We start from the raw sequence: 26120 nt of genomic DNA on the forward strand, positions 1-26120 counted from the left end.
TTTTAAATTTTAAAACCATCATCATTCAGTTAATTAAAACTGATATTCATACCTACATTAACAGTACGTTGTACAGGGTAACCTAAACCATTACCTCCCATTTCAACATCCCATTTTTTAAACTTACTAAAGGTTAACAAATTGGATGCGTTTAAGTAAACCCTAAACGTCGTCATACCAAGAGTTTCGCGAAGTTTTTCTGGCATATTATAACCTACTTCTACCTGTTTAAGTCTTAAAAAAGAGCCATCGCGCATAAACCATGTACTGGTTTGCGTATTGTTTTCATTAAGTTCGGTATCTAATCGTGGCCAAAATGCATAAACATCTCTATTGCTTTCAGACCAATAACTGTCTGCCACAACTTGTAATACTTGGTTTTCGCCACCACCTGATCGAACAAAAGGTGCGATAGCCTTTGGATCTATCCAAAACGACTCGTTAGTTAAACCTTGAAAAAATGCCGATACATCAAAGTTCTTATACCCGAAAGATAAACCAAAACCATAAACAATTTCTGGTAAAGTTGGGTTACCAATCGCTACCATATCGGCTTCGGTAATTTCGCCATCTTCATTTACATCGGTATACTTTATATCCCCTCCACCAACAGGGTTGCCTCCAAAGTTTTGTGTTGGCGAGTTTTGCGCTTCTTCATCATCAACAAATAAACGTTCTGCTATATAACCGTAGGTTTGCTGAATAGATTTCCCTACGCGCGAACGCCAGTACTCGTCGTATTCTGGTTCTTCATAAACTTCAAATTTATTGGTGGCATAAGTAAAATTACCACGAGCCGAAATCCAAGTACCATCGCTCCAATTATGACGAAAATCGGCAGCTAAATCGATACCACTTCCAGAAGCTTCTCCTAAATTGGCTTTTATAGATGTTTGTAAACCCATTGTACTCGGTATCGCCTCACGTTCCATTAAAATATTTGTACGGCGTTCTCTAAAATAATCGGCTTGTAACGTAAACTTGTTAAACAAACCTAACTCTAAAGCAATGTTGGTTTTACGGGCAATTTCCCAAGTAATGTCTGGGTTTGCATAGCGGCTTACGCGCACACCATTTCTGGTATACCCATTATCGCGACCAAACGTTGCAGAACGACCACTATCGTTTAAATTGACTTCGGACAAATAAAAGAAACGATCGGAAGCCGAACCAATACCATCGTTACCAACAATACCGTAAGAAGCTCTTAAGCGGAAATTATTAACCGCCTCTTTAAAAGGTTCCCAAAAGGTTTCGTTTGAAATGGTCCAAGCGGCACCCACCGAAGGAAAAAATCCGTAACGTTGCGATTCATGAAAACGTTCAGAACCATTGTATCCAAAATTAAATTCTACAAAATATCTGTCGTCGTAACCATAAGTACCACGTCCCGACAAGCCTAAATTTCTAAAAGGAAGCGACGTTTGTAAACTTGTAAAATCGCTATCTATGGTTTCGTTCATTCTAAACACTAACAAACCACCCACCTGATGCTTTTCATTAAATTTGCGGTTATACACTAACTGGCTTTGTAAGAAAAACGTTGAACTTACTGTTTTTCCGCCACCTTGAGGATCGCCTAAAGTCTCTGTTCCCGTATCTGGATTTAACTGTTGTAACGTATAACTGTTTTCTAATGCATTATAATTAGCAACTTGATAATAAAACGGATTATAAGAACGACTTACATCAAAATATGAATTGCGATTTGTATTCACAAAAGTGTTAAACTTTAAGCCCTGAGTTAAGGCGGATAAATCTTGGTTAACCTCAAATTGTGCTAACATTCTTGATCTTGAATAATCTTTATATCCTCTAACCATTTCTGCGTAAGGATTTAAATAATTTGCATCGACACCGTAATTCCCAAATAAAATATGTTTAACATATTTATGGTCTTCGTCTACAGGAAAATAGGCTGGAAATAAAACAGGGTTTGAACGTACCGCCATTTTATAAACATCAGATCCACCATTAAGAGGTCCTGTATAATCATCAAACACCCCATTTAAACGCACCACCAATTCTGTTGAAGGCGATATATTAATGTTTATATTAGAGCGTAACGAATAGGTGTTTAATTTAATATTACTATTAAAGTTATTGCGTTTATGGGTTTTTAAAATACCATTATCGGTATTATACCCTCCAGACACATAATATCTGGCTACTTTACCACCACCACTTACGTTCAAGTTCATACGTCTATTATTAGTATGGTTTTTAAAAAGTAAAGCATTCCAATCGTTAGTCGGAAAAACATAAGGATTGGTACCATTTATTGTGTTTTCTATTTTTTGTGGAGAATACAAGGTTTGCCCTAGCGGATCTCTAGTTATAACGGCTTCATTATGCATTTGCATAAAAGTTACAGGATCTGCAAACTCTACATTTCGGGTTGGTGATGAAGTTGAATTTTCAATACGAAGCGATATTTTTGCAGGTCCTTCAACCCCTTGTTTGGTTTGTACTAAAATGACACCGTTAGCACCACGTGCCCCATATAATGAAGTTGCCGTAGCATCTTTTAGCACCGAAAAACTGGCTATATTGTCTTTTTGTAAACGTGCTAAATCGGTCGTTGTAAGTTCAATACCGTCTATTAAAATAAGTGGACTTCTATTAGCTTGTGTTCCAAAGGTTGTTACACCTCGCACAAAAAAGTCGGCATTATCTTCACCAGGTTCGCCACTACGTTGATAAGCTATAACTCCAGCCACTTGGCCTGCAAGTGCCGTAGTTAAGTTACTTGTTGAAATTTTTTGTAAATCTTTAGTATTAATGGTTGAAACAGCACCAATCATATCGGTTTTTTTCTGTTCTCCAAACGCTACAACAACAACTTCTTCAAGAGCTTCTGTGTCTTCTAATAACACAATATTTATAGTCGATTTTCCTTCTATTTTAATTTCTTGCTTAAGCATCCCAACGTACGATACAACAAGTGCTTTAGCATCGTCTGGAATTAAAAAATCATACTTTCCGTCAAAATCGGTTGTTGTTCCTATGGCGCTGCCTTTAACTACAATGGTCACTCCAGGCAAGGGCATTCCGCCTTTATCTGTAACCACTCCAGAAACATTGATCTTATTTTGCCCCAAAATGGGTAAGCTTAACAAGAATGCCAATATAAAGAGGACTTGTTTTGTTTTTATTTTCATGCCTTATTTGTTTGGTTATTTTTTTAGTTGGTAAGTAATGACTGTTGAATTAAAAATGTGGTTAGCATTTTTCTCTTTAACATAATAATCATGTTTAAAAAAAAGAGAATTCAAAAGTTACCAAATCATTTGTTTTTTGCTTCATACGTATTTTTTATTAGTTAATAATTAAGTGTTTGGTGTTGAGCAAATAAACTTGATTATGTCTTTTTTCATAGAGAATATTGTACTTAAAAAACAAGAAAAATGTACAAAACCCCAATAAACAAGGACATTATAAATGTATTGATCAAAATATATATACTTTTAAAATGTCTACTTTTCATTCTTTCATAAAACTAAAACAAAAAAAGTCATACAACACTAAAGAAAAAGTTTTAGAACTTTTTTTAGAGCTATACAACTTTATTAAAAGATAATGTCTTATCTGATTTAAGACATTAATAAATTATTATTTAAATAAATAAATTTATTCCACCGATTGTATCGTCACTTTTCCAGATTTTAAACCACTTCCTTTCACGCTTAATTCAATATCGCCTGCAGTTTTAGATGATTGCACGAGAACCACCAATTGTCCGCTAAACAATTTCATAGTTGGGTTATGAAACACCTCAAGCGACGTAGCATCTCCGTTACAGGCGGCTCTAAACGAACCATTCCCTTTTACCTTAAATTTAAGCTGATTGGTTGCCGTTGGGCATGGTATACCGTTTTTATCAACTACCGAAACACGCACAAAAGCTAAATCGTCACCATTAGCTTTTACTGTTTTATTCTCTAGAGTTAAAACAATTTTATAAGGTTTTCCGGCTGTTTTTATTTCCTTTTCAGCAGCGGTGTTACCTTCTTTATCAAAAGCAACTACTTTAACGGTTCCGGGTTCGTATTTTACGTCCATCCACATTAATCGGTAACGATTTTGTTTCGTACTGTCATTCTTTTTCTGGATGCCCATACTTTTACCATTTACAAATAATTCGGCACTATCGTAACTGGTGTAAACAAACACCGGCGTGGTTTCGCCTTCGCGACCTTCCCAATTCCAGTGTGGTAAAATGTGTAAGGTTTCATCTTCGGTATTCCAGCGGCTGCGATACAGATAAAATCTATCCTTTGGTAAACCTGCCAAATCATTAATTCCGAAATACGAACTTCTTGATGGCCATTTATCGTCGTAAGGTGTTGGCTCTCCTAAATAATCGAAACCTGTCCAAACAAACTCGCCAATAACCCAAGGTTTATCGTCTTGCAACACAAAATCATCATCTGGTAAATTAGACCAGCTACAATACTCTAAATCGTAAGACGAACATTGGTAATCGTCGTATTGCTTCATCGAAGCCTTTTCCACAGGAAATTTATAAATACCGCGAGAACTTACAGTTGAAGCCGTCTCAGATCCTAATATAAATCCTTGCGGAAATTTCTCCTGAGCTTCTTCATATAAATGCACACGATAATTAAGTCCCGGAATATCTAACAAAGCACCAAAACCCGATTTCATGGTATTTCCCACTTGATCCATACCAACCGTTACAGGACGTGTTGGGTCTTCACGATGAAAAATATCTTGCAAGCGTTTGGCACGCTTTACACCTTCTGCACCCCATTGATCTGGCACTTCGTTACCCGAACTCCACATCACTATGGAAGGGTGATTTCTGGTAGCGTGAATTAAATTGATTAAATCTTTTTCTACATCTTCTTCAAAAAACAAATGATAGCCATTATCAACTTTTGGTTTCGCCCATTCGTCAAAACTCTCCGCTAAAAACATGATACCCATTTCGTCGCACAACTCCAATTGCTCTAGTGATGGCATGTTGTGCGCACTTCTTACAGCATCGGCGCCCATATCTTTTAATATTTGAAGCTGACGGCGTAACGCAGATTTGTTCAACGCCGAACCAATAGGCCCTAAATCGTGATGCAAACAAACCCCTTTAAACTTGCGGATTTCACCATTTAAACTAAAGCCTTTACCAGCTTCGTATTTAATATCTCGAATTCCAAATATGGTGGTTACAGCATCTAAAAGCGTTCCGTTTTTATAAACTTCAGACTTTGCCTTGTACAAATAAGGCATTTCAGGACTCCACAAATTAGGATTATTTACTGCTAAAATCTGCTCAAACTGATTGTTAAAATTTGTAGTTGTTGTATTCGAAGCAACCTCGTTTCCCTCAGCGTTCAAAATAGTTGTTTTAAGTTCTAAATTGCTTCCTGTAACTTCGGTTTTCACATTTACTTTGGCAATGTTCTTACTCACTAAAGGCGTGGTAATGTAAGTTCCCCAATGATTGATGCTTTCCTTGTTTTTTACAATTAATTGCACCTTGCGATATAAACCTGCCCCTGGATACCAACGCGACGATTTATCGCGGTTCGTTAAATGTACTGCCAGCACATTGGTATCCTCTAAATATTCGGTAATATCGAAGTAAAAATAATTATAACCGTAGTTCCACGAGCCTACTTTTTTACCATTTAAATAGACTTGTGGTTCGCTCATAGCACCATCAAAAGTTAATAATACTTTTTCGTTTTGCGCAACATCAGTCAGTTTAAAAGTATGTCTATACCAACCTTCGCCAATATAAGGCAATGCCCCTGTACGACCTGTTTTTTCCGTTGGTGTTTTCTCGCCATTTTGCAAAATGGCAACGGTTTGTTTATCAATTTCCTTATCGAATGGCCCGTAAATAGCCCAATCGTGAGGGACGGATACAGTTTCCCATTTTGTGTCATTGAAGTTTTTTTGGTAAGCATCATTGTAGCTGCCTTTTGCAAATTTCCAATTTTCTTTTAAGTCTATTATCTGCCTTGTTTGAGCAGCAATAGTTAACGAAAACAGAAAACAAACAAAAAAAATAGATGTTGTAGTTCTCATTTAGTTATTTTTTTGCTAATCTAAATGAAAAACTTCTTTTAGAGGCTTTTCAACTGGAGAATTATCAGGATTTGTATCCATGATATCTGCCATATACGCCCACCATTTCTTTACAATTGGGTGATTTGGTAGGTAGTTAACATCAAAATCGGCACTAATTTTTTGAACAGCAAAAAGGATTAATGTTTCTTCGTCAAGAAAAATACTGTAATCTTGAATGCCCGTTTCTGAAAGTAACTCAGACAGTTCTGGCCAAATTTCGTCATGTCGCTTTTTATATTCCGCTTCAAAACCAGGTTTAAGTTTCATTTTAAAGGCATTGCGTATGGTATTGCTCATTATTTTGGAGATTTTAAATTAATATAAGTTGGCTTATTTCTGTTGCAAATTAAACTTCCGTTTTCATATTCTAATTCTGCAACTTGTATAGTTGTTCGGCGGGTTTCGTAAGTATCTTTACCTTCATTTTCTGGTGTTCTTCCGGGATGTGTAAAGTAAAACACGTAGGCTTTATCGGTGTTAATCACAATATCAGGATGTCCGCCTTTTACGCGATCGTCCTCACCCGTTCCTGGAGTTTCTAAAATATTTTCAGGTTGACGTTGCCAGTTTTCAAAATCGGTTGAGCTATACACACCCAAACCACGCCAAGCATCGTTAACCATCCAGTTTTTATCCTTCCAACGGAATACATTTGGGCCTTCTCCACGATCTTTCACTACTTTTTTACCACTGTCTTCCCAAGTGTATAAATCTTTGCTATCAGCATAATAAATAGACTTTCCATCGTTTTCATTATTGTAATACATACGCCAAGTGCCGTTTGGAAGCTGAAACACATCAGCATCAATACAACGCTCTGAAGCCAATTTTAATTGCGATTGAAACTTCCAATCCACAAGATTATCACTAGTTAAATGAATGATATATCTTGGGTGATACCAATCGTTAAAAATTCCTGGAACAATGGTTAAATACATGTGATACGTGCCATTATGCTCTAAAACATCGGGCGCCCAATAAGTAACATCTTCAAGATTGTATTCAATATTGCAAGTACCTTTATAGTTCCATTTTGCACCGTTTTGGGAAGTTGCAATGCCAATTTTAGTACCATGCACCCAACTTACACCGTTTGCTGTAGTATCGCTGGCGCGCCTGTTGGTGTAAAACATAAACCATTCTTTTTCTTTGTTATTCCATTGAATGGAAGGATCTGCGGCACCATCAAAAACAGGATCGCGAAACAAAGGTTTATCGGCAATTTGTAGTTTAGGTGCGCAGGATATTGCTATCAAATTGATGCACACCATTAAAAAAGTGTTTTTAAAGTTGATTTTGAACATGATTTTCTATTTCAAAGGTACATTTACGGTTTTATCATCTTTTGAAAAATGATATTCTAAACGTTGTTTTAACAAGTCTAAAACAACAGTATTCTCTTCTGCTAGATTATGCTTTTCTTCCGGATCTTCATCTATATTATATAGTTGATAGGTTGATGGTGAATTATCGGCATGACGATTTCTAATAATTTTCCATGGCCATCCAATTAAACATTCTTGAACATGACCGCGTATGTAAATTTCGTGATTGGTAATTTCGTTTGAATCTGTGATACTTTTCCAAACGTTAATACCTTCCACATACTGCGGAATTTCTGCTTTGATTAAGGATAGAATAGTCGGCATCACATCGGAAACCGACATATAATTCGCATTTGTAAATGCCTTTAAATGATTTTTCCAATACACAATAGCCGGCACGCGAATAGCGCCTTCGTAGTTTGAAGCTTTCCAATCGCGCAGCGGTGTATTGCTCCCCAACACAGGATTTGGACCATGTACACCATTATACTGCGTTGTTGGAAACCAATGTTCCATGGCGCCGTTATCACTTAGAAAAATAACAATGGTATTTTCGTCCAATTTGTTTTCTTCCAAGGTTTTTAAAACTTTACCAATGCTATTATCCATGTGTGTCATGGCTGCGGCAAAATCTACGCGTGAACTATCTTTTATGGTTACATAATATGGCGCTTTCCATTGTTCTTCTTCTTGCAAAGGAAAATGAGGCGCACTATAGGCCAACTGCACATAAAACGATTTTGAAGTATCGCGTTTTTTGGTTAACCACTCGATAGTTTCTTTGGTAAGTAAATCGGTTGTATGACCTTCTTCCTCAATCATCTTATCGTTTCTGTACCAACTGGCATCGCCGTTTTTGTATCGATGTGTGTATTGATCGATTTGACCATGTAAAAAACCGTAAGAATAATCGAAACCAAAAGCATTCGGGCCATTACTAATATCTAAACCTAAATGCCACTTACCGAATAAAGCATTTTCATAATTATGTTTTTTTAAAACCTGAGGTAACGTGGTAATGGAATCTGGCAACGTCTTATTACTTTTTCCACTGATTGGCGCAACTACACCTATTCGGCTAGCAGGCATACCCGTTAACAACGACACGCGTGATGGTGAACAGGTTGGATTTGCGTAAAATCGATTGAGTTGTACGCCATTTTTTGCCAAGGAATCGATGTTTGGTGTACTAATTTCTGATCCGTTGTACCCCACGTCGTTCCAACCAGCATCATCTGCAATTATTACCAGAATATTTGGATTATCGGATTTAACAATGACATCATTTTGTTGCTTACAGCTTAAAATGGAAAGGGAAATTAAAAAGAAGCTACCGAGTTTTTTTATCATAAAAATTAATTATTGACTTTTAATTGTAATGAACTATCGTTAATTTCAAAAGTATTGCTTTTTAATAGTTTTATAACCTCTGCACCTGCTAATAAAACAGGTCCGTAGCCATGTGCCGCATAAATATTGATTGGGCGATAGTAATAAAATGCAGGATCGAATCCCATTCCTGTTCCTACGCACGTTCCTTCAACATGCCCTTTTTCATTCACTTTAGTTGAAACGGCGTTCCAAGCTAATAATACTGCTGGTGAATATGCCATTTTATCGATATAACCATTATTGATCGCTTTCGCCATAGCGTAGGTGTAAATAGCCGTGGCTGAAGTTTCTAAATAGGTTTCATTTTTATCAATTAACTGGTGCCAAAAACCCGTACCATCTTGATATTTTAATAAACCTTTTATGTGCTTTTGCAATTGGGTTAACACCGTATTGTAACCTGCATGCGATTCTGGTAACACATCTAAAAGCTCAACTAGAGTCATAACTGCCCAACCATTAGCACGTGCCCAATGAAACTGAGGGTGGTCTTCCATGGCCATCACCCAACCGTGCATGTAGAGATTATTTTCAGCATTAAACATACGCTCTGAAAATTGGGTGATTTGCTTAACGGCATCGTCAAAATATTTGTTGTCGCCTGTTAATTTTCCCATTTGCGCTAATGCAGGAACACTCATAAATAAATCGTCTAACCACAAGGTATTAGGTTGCGGTCTGTTTCTAGCCAAAGTACCATCCTCTAAACGAAATTGCTTATTGCTAATGTAGTCTATAAAGTTATCAATAAGTGGTCGCAAATCGGCATCTAATCCAGCGCGTTTTGCTTTTATCATGGCAGCACAAACGGCTCCGGCATCATCTAAAGCATGTGGTTTTAGTGACTGTTTTATTGGCGACGGATAATTTTTATCCACTTTCATTTTTTTGTTGTAAAATGGCGCTATATCTGCAAATATTTGCAAACGCTTGTTGGTATAATCGGCATATTTTTCATCGCCTGTAGCTTCGGTTAAATGCAGCATACCTGCATAAGTAACGCCCCACTCGTAACTTGTTAAACGAAAAGCGCCCGGTGAAAACACGGTGTTTTCATCTAACTTTTTATAATTGGTAATTTCTGTATGCGTTTTAGAATCGATTAATTTTGATGCTGTTTCCGATTCTAGAAAATCATAAACCCGATCTACTGTTAGCACAATATCTTCTATAGATTGTGCGCCATAAGGTGTAGGGTAATTAGCCTGTAATAAATGTAGTGGTGTGGTAACATCGTTGGCTGGTTCTTGCGAAAATCCGATAAGGGAAGCTCCAAACATTACTGTAAAAACACTTAAACGCTTTAAGATTTTGGCGCAATTGGTCTGTTTTAAATCATTCATTTTAAATATATAGTTTAGTTGTAAGTTCTAAATATATATATTTATGATGTGGTGAGTATCCTGCGCTATACTGTTAAAAAAGAAAAAGTGCTGAGATAGAAACCTCAGCACTTTTAATACTTCACTTAAAAAATATTTGCTAGTAGCCAGGGTTTTGCCACTCAGCTTTTTGAGCATCGGTTAAGTTTGTACCGTCGTCGTTTAATAAACCATCTATAAACGATTGTGGTATTGGTCTTAACTCATGCTTATTTTCTGTAATTCCTGTTGATGCTTCAGGATTAAAAGCTCTTGCTCTACTAATTAAAGTTCCTGTGCGAGATAACGTTTCCCAACGTTGCCACTCACCTAACAACTCTCTAGTGCGCTCATTAAGAATAAAGTGTAACGCTCTTTCGTAATCGCTACCAGCACCAACTGCTGTTAAAATAGCTTCATCTTCGGCAGGTAAGTTTCCAGGAAAAGACGTAAGCATTAAATCTGATGCATCTGTAGTCACCGCGATATCTGGATTAGATAAATAATAGGTATTCATATTTAAATTTGAATACACATAATTATCGGCTGCTGTTCCTGTATTCAATGCATTATTTTCGAAGGCCTGTGAACCATCGCTATAGAATGAACGGTTTTCACCAGCTTTCCACTGCGCACGCTCACGCACCACATTAATATCGTTAAGTGCATTTCCATATTGCTCTAAACGCACGTAACACTCGGCGCGTAATAAATATGTTTCTCCAAGACGCGCCATAGTAACATCACGGTGTGCATCACCTTTTTCAGCAAAACGAGAGCCATCATCTGTTTTATTTATACCTGCAAAGAAGTTACAAATAGGCTGACTTTTAAAGTTTGGTGCTACATATTCCCCATTTTGATATAATACTGATACATTTGGTACATATTGACCAGGTGTACTTGTTAATGTTCCTGCTGTTTCTGTTTGACGAGAACCTTCTTCCCATTCTGGTAAGCGACCATTAACATCAACCCAATCAGGATTTTGAACATAAGCTCCAAAGTTGTATCCATCGTAAGTGTTATCATTTTGAGAGTTTAATATCATTACAATACCAGGATCGCCAGATTCTAAACCTAAGTTATTATCGGCAATGTTATTTATGCCATAAACGGTTTTAAAGGTTTTCCACATACGTGCATCGTTAACATGATCGTAAACCGCATAAGCGTATTCTGTTGGGCGACAACGTTGAAAATCCATTCCACCAATCCAAACACCACGACGTACCCAACCGCCAGAGAAGTTAGAAAATTGTGGTGTAAAATAATTATAAGTACGGTTACCAAAACGACCTGTTGTAGCACCATCGGCATTATGTCCTGCCGCCATTAAAATTTCATCAAGTTGCTCAATTTCACAATCAACTCCTGTCCAATTGGCATATAAATCACTATAGTTATTGGTTAATGTTCCTCTAGCACCAATGGCATAAGAACAAGCATCTATGGCCTCTTGTAAATCACTTTGAATATAAGCACTATTCCAGTCGCTATTTCTTTCAGAAGATCTAAATAATAAAGCTTTTGCTAAGAAATGTGCTGCAGTAGCTTTGGTCCATGTAATTCCTTTTCCATAGGTAAAAACCTCCCCTGCAAAAAGGTTGTAGGCATTACGAAAATCTGAAATTACTTGCTCCCAAGATTCCTCCTCTGTTGAACGTTCGAAATTACGAACTACACCAACCGCGGGTTCTGTTTGTAAAACTACACCACCATATTGAGCTGTTAAACGGTAATAGTTATAACCACGTAAAAAATAGGCATGAGCCAAACATCGATTTTTTATTTCTTCGTTATCTATTATATCTGCATTTGCAATGATAGTATTAGCAGAAGAAATGCCATAATACATTTCATCCCATAATGCAGCTGGGGATGTTGCGTTCCAGTTAGCTGCACCAGTTGAAGGCGTTGCTCCTAAGGGTCCTAAACGACTGTCGTAAGTATTCCACATTTCGTTGGTTAAATCGTTTGCATTTGTAAACTCATCGGTTCCGTATAGTGTTAAACCGTAAGCCCATTCGTAACCAAAATGCCAACGTATGTTTCCGTAAAGCGACACTGTTAATGCTTCTAAACCTTCTGCAGTTTCAAAATACTCTGTTGAATATTGAGTTGTTAGCTCCTCATCAAGAAAGTCTTTTGAACAAGAAGTAAGTGACAATATTGCTATTATCACAAATGATATGTTTAATTTTTTAATCTTATTCATTTTTATAAATATTTTAGTTTAATGATGTTAAAAACAATTTTAATCTTAAATTCCTATATCTATACCTAACGTAAAACTACGATTGAATATAGTAGAGCTAACATCAAAATCATACCAGTCTACAGATTGGTAAATGCTTCCAGGATTAATTGCTTGTGCATAAATTTTAAAATTGCTTATCCCATTTTTAGTACAAAACTCTTTTGGAAAATTATACCCTAAAGAAATATTTCTAATTTTTATAAAACCAGCATTTTTGTATCCTAACAGACTAGAAAAATCATCTTGCGATCCAGAAGTTGCTTGACCAAGTATTGGTTTTTGAAATTCTGCATCAGTATTATCGGGTGTCCAGTAATCTGTTTCCATTTGATTACTATGAGAAGTTAAAGCTTGACCTCCTAAGTTTGCCGTATAACCAAAACGCGAATAGGTTTGAATACCTAATTCTATCCCCTTAAACGAAAAGGTATTATTCCATCCCATAGTCCATCTTGGATTTCTATTACCTAAAATAACGCGGTCTTCAGTGGTCATATCGTAGTCTCCATTTTGATCTTTTGGTCTTACATTTCCCGGAGAAAAGTCATATCCATTAGCATTCCAAAGCGCCATTTCAGCTTGATCTTCAGGTGTATCTTGCCATATACCTTCATTATCGTAACCATAATAAACACTTATAGATTCTCCTATAAACCAAGAGTTGTCTACCATATCATTCTTTCCGTATGCTAACTCTTCAATTTCATCTTTTTGCCATGCAACATTAACATTAGTATCCCATGCGAAACCAGACTCTAATTCTATTGGTGTTGCATTTAACGTTAGCTCTAAACCTTGGTTATTTGTTTTACCAATATTTGCATAAGTTGACGGGAAACCAGTTAAGGTAGGAATATCTACAGACATTAATAAATCGTTTGTAAAAGAACGGTAAGCATCTAAACTACCTGAGATACGATTTCGTAAGAAACCAAAATCGATACCAATGTTATACTGTGTTGTTTTTTCCCACCCTAACTCTGGATTAGCCATAGATAACTGATCCCTTGAATAATAAGGCTCATTTGTGGTATAACCGATTTGATTTGACATGTCGTTAAACGGCAAATAAATGGCTGCAATATCTCCTTTTGTAGCATATGGACTTACAGCAGAATTACCTGTAGTACCAACACCTAAACGAAGTTTTAATTGGTTAATCCAGTTTACATCTTGCATGAAACTTTCTTTATCTATTCTCCATCCTAACGCCGCACTAGGGAAAAAATCCCATTTGTGACCATCAGCTAATTGCGAAGCACCATCCCAACGACCAGAAACAGTTAATAAATACTTATCATCAAAACCATAGTTTAAACGAATCATATAAGAACTTAATTGTCGCTCTGACAAGCCTGAACCAATTGAAACATTATTATCTGAATTTGTAACATCTATAGAATTAAAAGCATTCCATAAATAGGAAGGTTTAGGTATATTGTTGGCAGACATTGAAGAGTTCTCAATATTCCAAGATGATGCTGTTTGAAGCAAGGTAACACCAACATTATGTATATCTTTAAAGGTTCGATTGTAAATTAACATATTATCTAAAGTCCAAGAAAAATCACGCCTATTACTTAAACGAGCATAATTTGTTCCTACGCTTCCATCAGAATTAATTCTATGAGACGAAGTGCCATCTATATAAACACCTTCTCTCCAATGACGAAAATCTGGACCAAAAGTTATTTTATAGGTTAATCCTTCAACCGAATCCCAAAGAGCTCCTAAATCAAAAGTTCCAGAAAAACTTCCTAAAAATCTCATAGTTTGAGATTGTTGCGTACTTTTCTCCCACTCATTCATAATAGTATAAATCCCAGATTCTCCACCAGGATTTATAACTAAGTTTCCTTCGCTATCATAAGGAACAGCCATGTTGTAAATAGATTTTGCTGCACCGTAAATAGCATTAGGTACCGAACCACTTCTACCTCCTAGAGTAGACATTCCGTAATCTTGCTCGCTCCAAGAAGTATTTAAGTTAGCGTCTAATGTAAACCAATCTGTAGCCTGTATACTAGTACTAAATTTTGCGGTATATCTTTCGTAAAACTGTCCTTTTTGAGTGCCTTCATTATTTAAATACCCTATAGAACCATAAGCTTTCATTTTCTCTGTACCTCCACTCGCACTAATAGTATGCTCATTTGTTAATGCCGTTTGGGTTACATAGTCTGTCCAATCGGTATTAGTTACTTTTGATGGATCCCAAGTACCATTTTCCCATCCTTTTAACACATTATCTCTAGATGTTTGACCATCAAGAGCACTATCGAAAATTACCATATCGTTTGCTAATGTTGGGCTATCTGGATGCGCATAAGTATCAGAATCTAGATTGTAAGCAGCCCAACGACGTAGTTGTATAAAATCGGCTGCACTCATAGACGGAGATCGATCAACTATATTTGACGTTGTGACACTACCTGAATAGTTTAAAGTAAAACGCCCAGATTTACCTTGCTTTGTTGTTACAATAATAACCCCATTAGCACCACGAGAACCATAAATAGCAGTGGATGAAGCATCTTTTAAAACATCAATAGACTCAATATCTCTTGGGTTTAAAGTTTCTATTGCTGAGGCCGATAACAAAGGAACACCATCAACCACATACAATGGGTCATTACTAGCCGTTAAAGAACGTGTTCCTCTAATTCGTATTGAACCCACTGTTCCTGGTCTTTGGCTTGATGTAATATCTACACCAGCTGCCTTACCCTGCAAAGCTTCGAATGCATTGTTTACAGGTTGGGTCATGAGTTCTTCTGAGCCTACATTTACCATTGCACCTGTAACGTCCGATTTTTTTTGCGTACCATAACCAACTACTACAATTTCATCTAATTGTGCATTGTCTGTTTCCATAGAAACGTTATAAACACTAGCTTCACCAACTACAATTTCTGATGTTTTAAAGCCTAAATAAGAGAAAACTAAAGTTTCTCCTGGAGCTACAGATATACTGTAAAGTCCATCAAAATTAGTACTAACTCCTTTAGTTGTACCTTTTACAATAACATTTACTCCAGGAAGCGGAAAACTTGTATCGTCTGTAATAGTTCCTGTTACTGTTTTTTCTTGAGCATGCCCAGTAGTGTACATTAAAGTAAACACCAAAAAGCATAAAAATGCTGTGATTTTGTTTTTCATGTAGAAAATAGTTTAGTTTATTATTTACTTTAAAGTAGCGCTAAAAATGAAGTGATTTTAGCCTACTTTAGTTCAAAGAACAGATTAAAATAAAGTATTGCTATCCTGCACTCTCCTGTTTAAGTCTAACTTTAACATGCACTCAAGCCAAAAGCTATATTTTTTAACATGGTTTTAACTTTGTTTTCACATTTAAAACTGATTAGTCTTAATTTTTAACTTAACCTAATCAAAATAAAAAGTGCTAAGATTAACATCTTAGCACTTTAAAAAACTAACTCAAAATATTCCAGATTAATAACCTGGATTTTGTAACGCCTGTTTTTGCGAAGCATCTAGCGGGCTTCCATTGGCATAAATACCATCAAGAAAAGTTTGTGGAATAGGTCTCAAATTGTGGAAATCTTGAATATTTGGCGCAGCCTCTGGGTTATAAGCTCTTGCGCGCTCTACAAGAGTTTGGGTTCGACTTAAATCTTCCCAACGATGCCACTCACCACACAACTCTCTTGTACGCTCATTTAAAATTAAGCATAACATTCTATCATATTCTGAAGAATATCCTAACGTACTAATAATAGCCTCATCTTCATCTGGAAGAACTGCTGTACTAACTATAGTTAAATCTGTCGCAGCTGTAGTAACAGGAATATTATTAGACTCGTAATATGAGTTTTCATTCATATAAGAATTAGACTCAAATGGTTGCGAAAACGTAGATGTTGGGTACGATTCTGCGCCATCCTCATAATAAGCTCTATCCTCTCCACTTTTATAGGTTGCACGCTCACGCACGGCATTTATGTAAGGTAAAGCATCAGCATATGAACCTGTCCCCATAGCTGCTTGTTTTATTTTTGCCTCAGCTGCCATTAAATATGTTTCGGCAGAACGCGCTAAAAACTCATCACGCATCCCTCTGTTATCGTTGATTGCCGTTCTATCTGATTCAAAATGCTTTGATAATGATGGCCATCTTGGGTTAGCCATTAAACCAACCCCATCGGCTGCATAAGCAACAAATACATGTGGAATAGTCTTTCCTGTTGCACTGTATAAAATACTAGGGTCGTTATTATTTATAGTACTTGCAAACCTAGTATCGTCAGCAGAATTAATAACATACATAATTCCTAAATCTACCCCTGGCGTATACGAAACACCACCAAACTCACCACCACTATTTACGCGGTGTTTTGTTCTGAATACTTTCCAGAAACGCGAATCGTTAACATGATCGAAAACGTCATAGGTAAAGTAGGTTGCAGCCATACGACTATAAGGACGCATTCCGGTAAGATCACGTTTCATCATTGGTAAATCGTCATAACGCGCTGTAAAGTGTGTATGCTGATGATTATAGGTTTCGAGAGCAGCATCTCTACCAAATGAGGCTGACAAAATTAATTCTGGTAAAAATTCGTTTGCTCCATCTGGTTGTGTATATCTCCATAATTCTTGATAATTACTTGCTAATGGATGATTACCAATAACCTCATCAGATAATGCAACTACTTGAGCTAAGTCTGCAGATTTTGTTGAAGAATTCCAATCATCATTAATTTCACTAGCACGAGTTAAATAAGCTTTGGCTAAATAATGTGCTGCGGCATCTTTACTTATACGATGAGGCTGTTGACCTGAGTTATTTAATAGATTATATGCTTGGGTAAAATCGTCTATTACTTGAGCTAAAACTTCCTCTGCTGAAGCTCTTGTAAACTCTAACTCTACCGTATTACTAGGTTCTAACTTTAAAGGAACGCCTCCATATTGACGTACTAATTTTAAGTAATTGTAAGCTCTAAAGAAATACCCCTCACCTAAAGCTATATTTTTAATTTCTGGATTTGAAGATTCAATATTAGTAGCCGATTGAATTAACTGATTGGCTAAACCTATACCAATATATTTATCGTCCCATGGCTCTTCAGCAGTGGTTCTTATTGTTGTTATTATTGAACCAAATCTTGAATCGTAGTTATTCCATTGGCTATTAGTATCATCACCTCCAACATGAAACTCATCGGTACCATATTGTGTAGTACCAAATTGATATTCCGTTCTAAAAGAATGAGTTAATACACGATAATAGGCTCCAATAGCTAATTCTTGCAATGTGTAATTCGCTATTTTTTGAAATTGGAGTATTTTAGTTTAGTTTTATGTTAGTGAAAGTATTGTTAATCTTTTGTCAAACCGTCCTGCACTTACCTGCTTAATGCAAAAAATGATAGCTCTTATTTTAATAATATCTTATTATATATGAGTTTTAATGCTTATTTCGTATTTTTAAAATTTCCCATTAATGGTACCAGCATGATATCGTTACTGGTTAAATAACTGGAATTAAACAACACCCATTTACCATCTGGACTAATAGATTGATGCAAATGTGCTTCTTTAGAAAATGGACTTACACTCAACAGGCGATGACCTTGGGTAAGTAACACGGTGTCGTCTGGATTTTCGGCATTAATTCTAAATAACTTACCATCAAAGGTATCACCTGCAATCCATTTGCCATCGGGTGTTGCATTACAATGCCAGTAGCCGCCATCAACATGAGATTGCCCATGAAAGGTTAATTTACTAGTTCTTAAATCAATAGAATAAATACCTGTTTGATTAACCTTCAGCCTATCCAAATGTCCCATTAAATGAAACAAAACTTTGTCCTTACCCATAAACACTTCATGCGTAACCCAATCGGTTGCTCGTTCTTCGTATAATGATCGGTTTGTAACCGTTCCATTTTCATCAATAGACAATAACCACATACGTTGTGGTGAATCGCCTCCCGTTTCCCAACAATACATCAGTTCGCCAGAAACATAAGGATTGTTCTGTAAATGCCCTATTCGAAAAGGAACAGTTACTAGTTTTGTAGTTTTTCCTGTTTTAAATTCGGTTTTATAAATGGCTTGCTCTTCGTCGTTTATTTTAGATGAAAAATATGCCGCTGTTTCGTTGGCATCAATCCCCAATCCTGAAGGTTTTATAGTTGAAGGCACTTTAGCCAAAACCTTTTCGTAAGCTTCAGGAGTTTTTACTTTGTTATGGTCAACATCTTTTAAAATAGCTTCAATATCTATTTCAATTAAAGTATTATTTTTAAATCTGTAGGCTACATTTTTATGCCAACCTAAATGAAAATCGCGCGCACCTTTACCTGTTGTTATTTGAGTGATTTCGAATGTTTTGGTAGAAATAGCATAATATTGCCTATCCCAACTGCCTTCTTTTGCTGTTCTATTCGATGAAAAAATGATGTATTCGCCATTGGCCAACCATTGCGGATGTGTTTGATACATTTTAGAATTACTATGTCTCGACGTGGTTAAGGCATTAACTGTTACTCCTGTAATTTTGTCCTTGTAGGTAAAATTTTCTGAAGGAAAACGTTGTCCAAAGATATCGTCTCCCGCCATATCGAAGGTATGATCTACTTCAGAAAGTGAAGTATAATCCTTACCTTCAACAACCTGAGCAGTTGCCGTTTGTAATAGTAAAAACAATAAAAAAACGGATAAAAAGTATTTAGTGGTGGTCATAAATTTAGTTGACTTGTGGTTTATGTATTCTTTAAATTTAGCCATAGAGCACAGCAATTCTATCCTGTGCTATCTGTTAAATTATCATTTATTTACTTTAACAACTTGCGCATTCCAGTATTTTATTGGTATAACTTTTGATGCCTTAAATTCTGTTAAAAAAGACTTAACAAAGCATTTTAACAGGATGCTACAGGATAGCATATCTGCCAATAGCACATATATTTACTAACCATAAAACGCCTTAATTAAACTAAATGCAAAAAATAAAAATTATAGTATCTTGTTTAACAGTACTTTTATTTATCAATTGCGATAAAAAACAAGATGCTAGCACCACAGAAAATAGCATTATTCCCGAAATAACGAACTTGCAAAAGCCTTGGACACGCTGGTGGTGGATGGGTAGCGCGGTAGATTCCACCAACATAAAGCAAAACCTAATCGATTTACACAAAGTAGGTATTGGCGGTGTAGAAATTGCACCAATTTACGGTGCTAAAGGTGAAGAAGACAACTTTATAGATTACTTATCGCCCAAATGGATGAACATGTTAAGCTATACCACTAAAATAGCCGACAGTTTAAACATGCAAGTCGATTTAACTTTAGGTACCGGTTGGCCTTACGGCGGACCCCAAGTAACACCCAAATTTGCAGCCACAAAACTTATTACTGAAACATATGCTGTTAAAAAAGGCGAAACTTTTAAAAACACTATTGAAGTTTCAAACGAAAAAGACAAAAAACTAGCCAGTTTTAATTACTTATTAGCTTATGGTGATAACGGTGAGTTTATCGATTTAACCAGTCAAGTTAAAGACAACACTATCAACTGGACCGCAGAAAACGCCAATTACAATATTATAGCTGTTTTTACAGGAAAAACAAGACAACAAGTTAAACGTGCCGCTCCAGGCGGAAGTGGTTACACGTTAGACCACTACTCTACCGAGGCACTTAACCAATACGTTGTGCCTTTTGATGACGCATTAAATGGATTTGATGGGAATATCCGTTCTATATTTAATGATAGTTACGAGGTTTATGGCACCGATTTTACGCCGAATTTCTTTGAAGCTTTTAAAACCTTACGTGGTTACGATTTAAAACCGCATTTACAATTATTATTAAGTACCGAAGATGATGACGAAGCTAACCGCATAAAGAGCGATTACCGCGAAACATTATCTGATTTACTTTTACATGATTTTGATGAACCTTGGACAACTTGGGCCAACAAACACAACTTTAAGTCGCGTTTACAAGCTCATGGTTCACCAGGAAATTTATTAGATTTATATGCCGCTGCCGATATTCCAGAATGTGAAACCTTTGGTTCTATGCCATACGATATTCCTGGTTTACGTCGTGAGCAAGAAGATATTCGCGAAGGCGATGCCGACCCAGTAATGTTGAAGTTTTCGTCGTCTGCAGCACATGTTGCAGGTAAGCCGTTAACCTCATCGGAAACCTTTACTTGGCTACGCGATCATTTTAAAGTGGCTTTATCACAAACCAAACCAGAGGTTGAAGACTTATTTTTAAACGGTGTTAACCATGTGTTTTTACACGGTACAACCTATTCGCCAAAACGTGCCACATGGCCAGGGTGGAAATTTTACGCATCGGTAAACTTTAATCCTAATTTAGCGATTGGCGAAGATGAAAATCAGTTATTTAACTATATTGCCAATTGTCAAGCCTTACTTCAAGAAGGAAAACCCGATAACGACGTATTGCTATACTATCCTATTTACGATACTTGGGGAAGTCAATTAAAGAATCAATTATTTTTTCAGTTTAAAATACATTCTTTAAAAGAATGGCTGCACGACACGCCTTTTTACAATACTGGAAAATTATTAATGAATACGGGTTATGGTGTTGATTTCCTTTCGGATAATTACTTAAGTAAAGCGACTTTTGCCAACGGAAAAATTGAAGTTCCGGGTGGCGCATATAAAGCTATTGTTGTTCCTAATTGCGATAAAATGTCGCTTGAAACCTTAAAGCAGCTTATTGCTCTTAAAAAAGAAGGTGCAACTATTATTTTTGAAGGATTACCAAGCACAATTCCAGGATTTAACAACTACGAAGCACGCACTACGGAATTGAAAAAACTGTTAGCTGATAACGCAAATATTACTGATGCTAGCGATGTTATTTCTAGTTTACTAGCTGCTAACATTGCTCCTGAAACTTTAGTAAATTCAGGGTTAAAATTTATAAAACGTGATGTTGATGGTAACAAAACGTATTATTTGGTAAATCATACTAATAAGGCCATTTCGGAGTTTATTCCTATTAACGGCATATACGACCACGTTGCTATTATCAACCCAAATACAGGTGCATTTGGAAATGGTAGCACGAAAATTGAAAACGGCAAAACATTAGTTCAAGTTTCAATTAAACCTGGTGAAGCGTTGTTCTTAAAAACAATAGCATCGGCAACAGAAACGAATTGGGAATATTTTAATGCTTCAAGCGATGCGGTTGCTTTAAATGAACCATGGGAAGTATCATTTTTACGCGGTGGCCCAAGTTTACCTGAAACTAAAACGATTGATAGTTTACAATCTTGGACAACCTTCAACGAAGCATCAGCACATTTTTCGGGTACTGCTCAATACACCACCACCATTACTATTTCTGATGAAAATACAGATAATTGGCTTTTAAAACTTGGTGATGTCCGCGAAAGCGCAAAAATTTGGGTAAATGATGAATTTATCGGTGCGCTATGGTCTAATCCTTTTGAAATTGAATTAGGAAAACTTAAACAAGGTGAAAACACGTTAAAAGTAGAAGTTACAAACCTATCTGCTAACCGCATTCGTGCAAAAGAACTTCGTGGTGAAGAATGGAAAATTTTCTACGAAATAAACATGGTAAACAAAGATTATCAAAAATTCGATGCTACACTATGGCAGCCTATGCTTTCTGGTATTTTAGGACCTGTAACCCTTACGTCTCTACAAAAAATAAACTAAATTATTATACAATGAAAAAAATCAATCTGCTTTTAATTTTAAGCATCTTAATAACTAATATTTCATTAGCGCAACAGCCTTTTGATAAAGCCGAAATATTGAAAAACATGCAATTAGCAAATCAATATTTTATGAATAAATGGCAAGATGTTGGCAAAACTATCGTAACAAATAAAGAGCGCCCTAGTAATATTTGGACGCGTGGTGTGTATTACGAAGGGCTAATGGCATTGTATGAAATTTATCCAAAAGAGGAATATTACAAATATGCATACGATTGGGCAGAATTCCATGATTGGGGATTCCGTTACGGCAGTGCAAACCGAAATGCAGACGATTATTGTGCTGCGCAAACTTACATCGATTTATACAACCTTGAACCGGATTCTAAAAAACTTAAAAATACCAAGGCTTGTATTAATATGCATTTAAACACACCACAACTAGATGATTGGTCGTGGATTGATGCCATACAAATGGGGATGCCGGTATTTGCAAAGCTTGGAGTTCTTGAAAATGACGAACGCTACTTCGAAAAAATGTATGATATGTACATGTACAGCCGCGATAAGCACGGTGACAATGGGTTATATAACCCGAAAGACGGATTATGGTGGCGTGATGCCGATTTCGATCCGCCATACAAAGAACCAAACGGCGAAGATTGTTACTGGAGCCGTGGTAATGGTTGGGTAATTGCCGCCTTAGCAAAGGTATTAACTATTATTCCAGAAGATGCACCACACAGAGAGCAATACATTATGGATTTAAAATCTATGGCGCAAGCTTTAGTGCCTATTCAGCGTAAAGATGGTTTCTGGAACGTGAGTTTACACGACCCTACAAACTACGGCGGTAAAGAAACCTCTGGAACGGCTTTATTTATCTACGGAATTGCTTACGGAATAAACAACGGTATTTTAGATAAAGAAACGTATTTACCTGTTATTGAAAAAGCTTGGAATGCCATTGTAAAAGATGCCCTACACAAAGATGGTTTCTTAGGATGGTTACAATCTACTGGAAAAGAACCAAAAGATGGTCAGCCACTTTCATACAAAAAAGTACCTGATTTTGAAGATTACGGCTTAGGATGTTTCCTTTTAGCAGGAGCAGAACTATACCGATTACAATAATTATCATCTAAAAAATACAACCTGCCAACACGCAGGTTGTATTTTTTTATTAAAATTCTTTCTTTTAAAATTTTCACCTAAATGAAAAACATTAGCTTACTCGCTTTAATTACTTTAATTGGTTTTGTTGGATGTAAATCCAAAGAAAAACCAGCAATAACTTATAACACTACAAAAGTTGAAGCGCCGTTTGACATGCCGGAAATTAAAACGCCTAATTTCACTAATTGCGATACTTTAAATATTGTTGATTTTGGCGCGGTAGCTAGTGATAAAAACAAAACGAGTTTAGCTATTGAAAAAGCTATAACCCAAGCCAACGAAAATGGATGCGGCGTTGTTTTAATACCTAAAGGTGAATGGTTAACTAAAAAATTACACTTTAAAAGCAATATAAACCTGCATCTTAGCGAAGGTGCAGTATTATTATTTTCTGAAAATCCTGAAGATTATTTACCTGCAGTACATACCACTTGGGAAGGTATGGAATGTTACAACTACTCGCCATTAATTTATGCTTACAATTGTGAAAACATTGCCATTACAGGTAAAGGTGAATTAAAAGCTAAAATGGATGTTTGGAAAACTTGGTTTTCTCGCCCAAGACCACACATGAATAGCTTGAAACACCTATACAATCTATCGGCTAAGAACCCAGACGTTAAAGCACGCCAAATGGTAAATGACAGCGCACATTTGCGTCCACAGTTTATTCAGTTTAATCGCTCTAAGCACATTTTACTGGAAGATGTAAAGATTACTAATAGTCCGTTTTGGACCATCCATCCTTATCTTTCAAAAGACATCATCATTAGAAACTTAAACGTATATGCACACGGACACAACAACGATGGCGTAGATCCTGAAATGTCGCAAAACATGCTGATTGAAAATTGCTTTTTCGATCAAGGTGATGACGCTATTGCCGTAAAATCTGGAAGAAACCAAGACGCATGGCGATTAAACACGCCAACTAAAAACTTGGTTATTAAAAATTCTACTGTAAAAAACGGACATCAGTTACTTGCCATAGGAAGCGAACTTTCTGGCGGTGTCGAAAATGTTTATATGGATAATTGCGAGGTTTTAGATGGCGCAAAATTATTCCATTTAGTGTTCATTAAGACTAACGAACGCCGTGGCGGTTATGTAAAAAATATTTTTGTAAAAAACATAACTTCGGGTAAAATAGACAAAGGCATTCTAGGTATTGAAACCGATGTGCTTTACCAGTGGCGCGATTTAGTGCCAACCTACGAAACCCGTTTAACACCAATTAGCAATGTGTATTTAGAAAACTTTAACGCTGGTAATGTTGAGTTTGTATCTCGAATTTTAGCCCAAGAAGCGCTACCTGCAAAAACTATTTCGTTAAAAAACATTGCTTGCGATACCATTCAAGGCGAACCATACATTCATGAAAATGTGGTTGATTTCACATCTACCAACACACCTTAACTTATAACAGTCCTTTAAGTTTGTCAATACATTAAATTCATTAATTTTGCTTCAATAATTTAGCATCGAAGCATCATTATATTTTGAGTTTAGCATTAAAAAATCATATTGAAAAAATTGTATCTTTAACAGATGAAGAGTTTAAGTATGTGCTTTCTTTCTTCACTAAAAAAAAGCTTCAAAAACATCAATTTTTAATCGCAAGCGGTGCCCCTGTACAAACCGATCATTTTGTATTGAAAGGTTTACTAAAAGCCACTTACACCAATGATGAAGGCAAGCAACACATCTTACAATTTGCTATGGAAGACTGGTGGGTTACCGATTATCAAGCCTACTTTTTACAAACCAATGCTACATTAAATATTGACTGTCTCGAAAATAGTGAAGTACTTTGTCTCACGCTAGAAAACAGAGAAAAACTATGTCGCGAACTTCAAAAAATCGAGCATTTTTTCCGCATAAAAACCAGTATGGGTTTTGTAGCTCAGCAACAACGCATTTTATCGTTATTAAACAAAGATGCCAAAGGACGCTACAATCAATTACTTGAACAATATCCGCAACTCTTGCAGCGTGTTCCTAAAACTATATTAGCAGCTTATTTAGGGGTTACAAGAGAAACTTTAAGCAGGTTGTAATACTTGTAAATGTGATATACATCACAATAAATATGTGATATATGTCCTTAACCTAAACCTTACTTTCTTCCGAAATTTGCCTAATAAATAAAGGCAATACATGAAGAATATTTTTGTAATAAATGGCGGCAAAAAGTTTGCCCATTCGGGAGGAAAATTTAATCAGACGATAGTTGATGTTGATACTGATTTTTTCACTACCAAAAACGGTTTCAATTTAAAAATAACCGACATAAATCAACCTTACAATCTAACAGAAGAAATAGAAAAATTCATTTGGGCAGATGTAATTATTTACCACTTTCCAGCTTGGTGGATGGGTATGCCTTATGCCTTAAAAGAATATTTCGATAAGGTTTTAACTGCTGGTCACCAAAAAGGTTTATACCGAAGCGATGGCAGAAAAGCAGAAAACCCTGCTATAAATTACGGCACCGGAGGATTACTAAAAGGTAAAACATACATGGTTACCACAACTTGGAATGCTCCTGAAACAGCATTTACATTACCTGATGAGTTTTTTAAAGAAACTTCTGTAGACGATGGTATCCTTTTCGGGTTTCATAGAATGAATGCTTTTTTAGCGCTAGAACCTCTTAAAAGTATCCATTTTCATGATGTTGAAAAAAACAATGGAAACGAACAGGTACAAACTCATATGACGAATTACTTAACACATTTAAAATCGATTTTTAAATAAATATGATACGAAAACAATTATTAATAGCGCTTTGCGCATTGG

At 36.2% G+C, this 26120-nt stretch carries 15 protein-coding genes; 5 read left to right on the forward strand and 10 right to left on the reverse strand.

All coding sequences use genetic code 11. The annotated features are described in order from the left end of the window. Positions 1-29: 29 nt before the first annotated feature. The 10 genes from PK35_RS03120 to PK35_RS03165 form a co-directional block, all read right to left on the reverse strand. A complete protein-coding gene (locus PK35_RS03120; RefSeq protein WP_044625137.1) occupies positions 30-3161 on the reverse strand; it encodes a SusC/RagA family TonB-linked outer membrane protein in 3132 nt (1043 codons plus the stop codon). Positions 3162-3630: 469 nt separating this feature from the next. Beyond that, positions 3631-6054 carry a DUF4982 domain-containing protein gene (locus PK35_RS03125; RefSeq protein WP_044625138.1) on the reverse strand — a complete coding sequence of 808 codons (2424 nt, stop codon included), beginning with the start codon at positions 6052-6054 and terminating at the stop codon, positions 3631-3633. Positions 6055-6069: 15 nt separating this feature from the next. Further along, entirely contained in the window at positions 6070-6393 is a 324-nt protein-coding gene (rhaM, locus tag PK35_RS03130) for an L-rhamnose mutarotase (protein ID WP_044625139.1), read from the reverse strand. Continuing rightward, positions 6393-7352 carry a family 43 glycosylhydrolase gene (locus tag PK35_RS03135; protein WP_238320869.1) on the reverse strand — a complete coding sequence of 320 codons (960 nt, stop codon included), beginning with the start codon at positions 7350-7352 and terminating at the stop codon, positions 6393-6395. The genes rhaM and PK35_RS03135 overlap by 1 nt, the downstream gene beginning before the upstream one ends. Positions 7353-7406: 54 nt before the next feature. Next, positions 7407-8771: a sulfatase family protein gene (locus tag PK35_RS03140; protein ID WP_044625140.1), complete on the reverse strand. Its 1365-nt coding sequence runs from the start codon at positions 8769-8771 to the stop codon at positions 7407-7409. Between the two features lie 5 nt (positions 8772-8776). Then, positions 8777-10156 (reverse strand): glycoside hydrolase family 88/105 protein, encoded by a 1380-nt coding sequence (locus tag PK35_RS03145; RefSeq protein ID WP_052825841.1) that lies wholly within the window; start codon positions 10154-10156, stop codon positions 8777-8779. Between the two features lie 139 nt (positions 10157-10295). After that, entirely contained in the window at positions 10296-12392 is a 2097-nt protein-coding gene (locus PK35_RS03150; RefSeq protein WP_044625141.1) for a RagB/SusD family nutrient uptake outer membrane protein, read from the reverse strand. A gap of 45 nt (positions 12393-12437) precedes the next feature. After that, complete coding sequence (locus tag PK35_RS03155) at positions 12438-15593, reverse strand: SusC/RagA family TonB-linked outer membrane protein (protein WP_044625142.1); 3156 nt, start codon at positions 15591-15593, stop codon at positions 12438-12440. Between the two features lie 294 nt (positions 15594-15887). Beyond that, a complete protein-coding gene (locus tag PK35_RS03160; protein ID WP_238320870.1) occupies positions 15888-17711 on the reverse strand; it encodes a RagB/SusD family nutrient uptake outer membrane protein in 1824 nt (607 codons plus the stop codon). 161 nt (positions 17712-17872) lie between these two features. Further along, on the reverse strand, positions 17873-19147 hold the full coding sequence (locus tag PK35_RS03165; protein ID WP_044625264.1) for an oligogalacturonate lyase family protein: 1275 nt from the start codon (positions 19145-19147) through the stop codon (positions 17873-17875). 257 nt (positions 19148-19404) lie between these two features. Between PK35_RS03165 and PK35_RS03170 the strand changes: the two genes are divergently transcribed. The 5 genes from PK35_RS03170 to PK35_RS03190 all read left to right on the forward strand — a co-directional run bounded on the left by PK35_RS03170 (position 19405) and on the right by PK35_RS03190 (position 26078). Further along, the gene (locus tag PK35_RS03170; RefSeq protein ID WP_044625144.1) at positions 19405-22143 is read left to right on the forward strand and encodes a glycosyl hydrolase; all 2739 of its coding nucleotides are present in this window, start codon (positions 19405-19407) and stop codon (positions 22141-22143) included. Positions 22144-22154: 11 nt separating this feature from the next. Continuing rightward, positions 22155-23279 carry a glycoside hydrolase family 88/105 protein gene (locus tag PK35_RS03175; RefSeq protein ID WP_044625145.1) on the forward strand — a complete coding sequence of 375 codons (1125 nt, stop codon included), beginning with the start codon at positions 22155-22157 and terminating at the stop codon, positions 23277-23279. A gap of 81 nt (positions 23280-23360) precedes the next feature. Beyond that, positions 23361-24737, forward strand: a complete 1377-nt coding sequence (locus PK35_RS03180) for a glycoside hydrolase family 28 protein (protein WP_044625146.1) — start codon at positions 23361-23363, stop codon at positions 24735-24737. Positions 24738-24820: 83 nt separating this feature from the next. Continuing rightward, positions 24821-25378: a Crp/Fnr family transcriptional regulator gene (locus PK35_RS03185; RefSeq protein WP_044625147.1), complete on the forward strand. Its 558-nt coding sequence runs from the start codon at positions 24821-24823 to the stop codon at positions 25376-25378. A gap of 100 nt (positions 25379-25478) precedes the next feature. Further along, entirely contained in the window at positions 25479-26078 is a 600-nt protein-coding gene (locus tag PK35_RS03190) for an NAD(P)H-dependent oxidoreductase (RefSeq protein ID WP_044625148.1), read from the forward strand. Positions 26079-26120 lie beyond the last annotated feature (42 nt).

This window comes from Neotamlana nanhaiensis, assembly GCF_000943555.1.
GTDB classification, from domain to species: domain Bacteria; phylum Bacteroidota; class Bacteroidia; order Flavobacteriales; family Flavobacteriaceae; genus Neotamlana; species Neotamlana nanhaiensis.

What these genes read in the sequence shown, in the direction of transcription:
- PK35_RS03140 (WP_044625140.1), bottom strand. Translation starts at nt 8,771, where the DNA reads ATGATAAAAAAACTCGGTAGCTTCTTTTTAATTTCCCTTTCCATTTTA.
- PK35_RS03190 (WP_044625148.1), top strand. Translation starts at nt 25,479, where the DNA reads ATGAAGAATATTTTTGTAATAAATGGCGGCAAAAAGTTTGCCCATTCG.
- PK35_RS03120 (WP_044625137.1), bottom strand. Translation starts at nt 3,161, where the DNA reads ATGAAAATAAAAACAAAACAAGTCCTCTTTATATTGGCATTCTTGTTA.
- PK35_RS03175 (WP_044625145.1), top strand. Translation starts at nt 22,155, where the DNA reads ATGAAAAAAATCAATCTGCTTTTAATTTTAAGCATCTTAATAACTAAT.
- PK35_RS03170 (WP_044625144.1), top strand. Translation starts at nt 19,405, where the DNA reads ATGCAAAAAATAAAAATTATAGTATCTTGTTTAACAGTACTTTTATTT.
- PK35_RS03125 (WP_044625138.1), bottom strand. Translation starts at nt 6,054, where the DNA reads ATGAGAACTACAACATCTATTTTTTTTGTTTGTTTTCTGTTTTCGTTA.
- PK35_RS03165 (WP_044625264.1), bottom strand. Translation starts at nt 19,147, where the DNA reads ATGACCACCACTAAATACTTTTTATCCGTTTTTTTATTGTTTTTACTA.
- PK35_RS03155 (WP_044625142.1), bottom strand. Translation starts at nt 15,593, where the DNA reads ATGAAAAACAAAATCACAGCATTTTTATGCTTTTTGGTGTTTACTTTA.
- PK35_RS03180 (WP_044625146.1), top strand. Translation starts at nt 23,361, where the DNA reads ATGAAAAACATTAGCTTACTCGCTTTAATTACTTTAATTGGTTTTGTT.
- PK35_RS03145 (WP_052825841.1), bottom strand. Translation starts at nt 10,156, where the DNA reads ATGAATGATTTAAAACAGACCAATTGCGCCAAAATCTTAAAGCGTTTA.
- rhaM (WP_044625139.1), bottom strand. Translation starts at nt 6,393, where the DNA reads ATGAGCAATACCATACGCAATGCCTTTAAAATGAAACTTAAACCTGGT.
- PK35_RS03150 (WP_044625141.1), bottom strand. Translation starts at nt 12,392, where the DNA reads ATGAATAAGATTAAAAAATTAAACATATCATTTGTGATAATAGCAATA.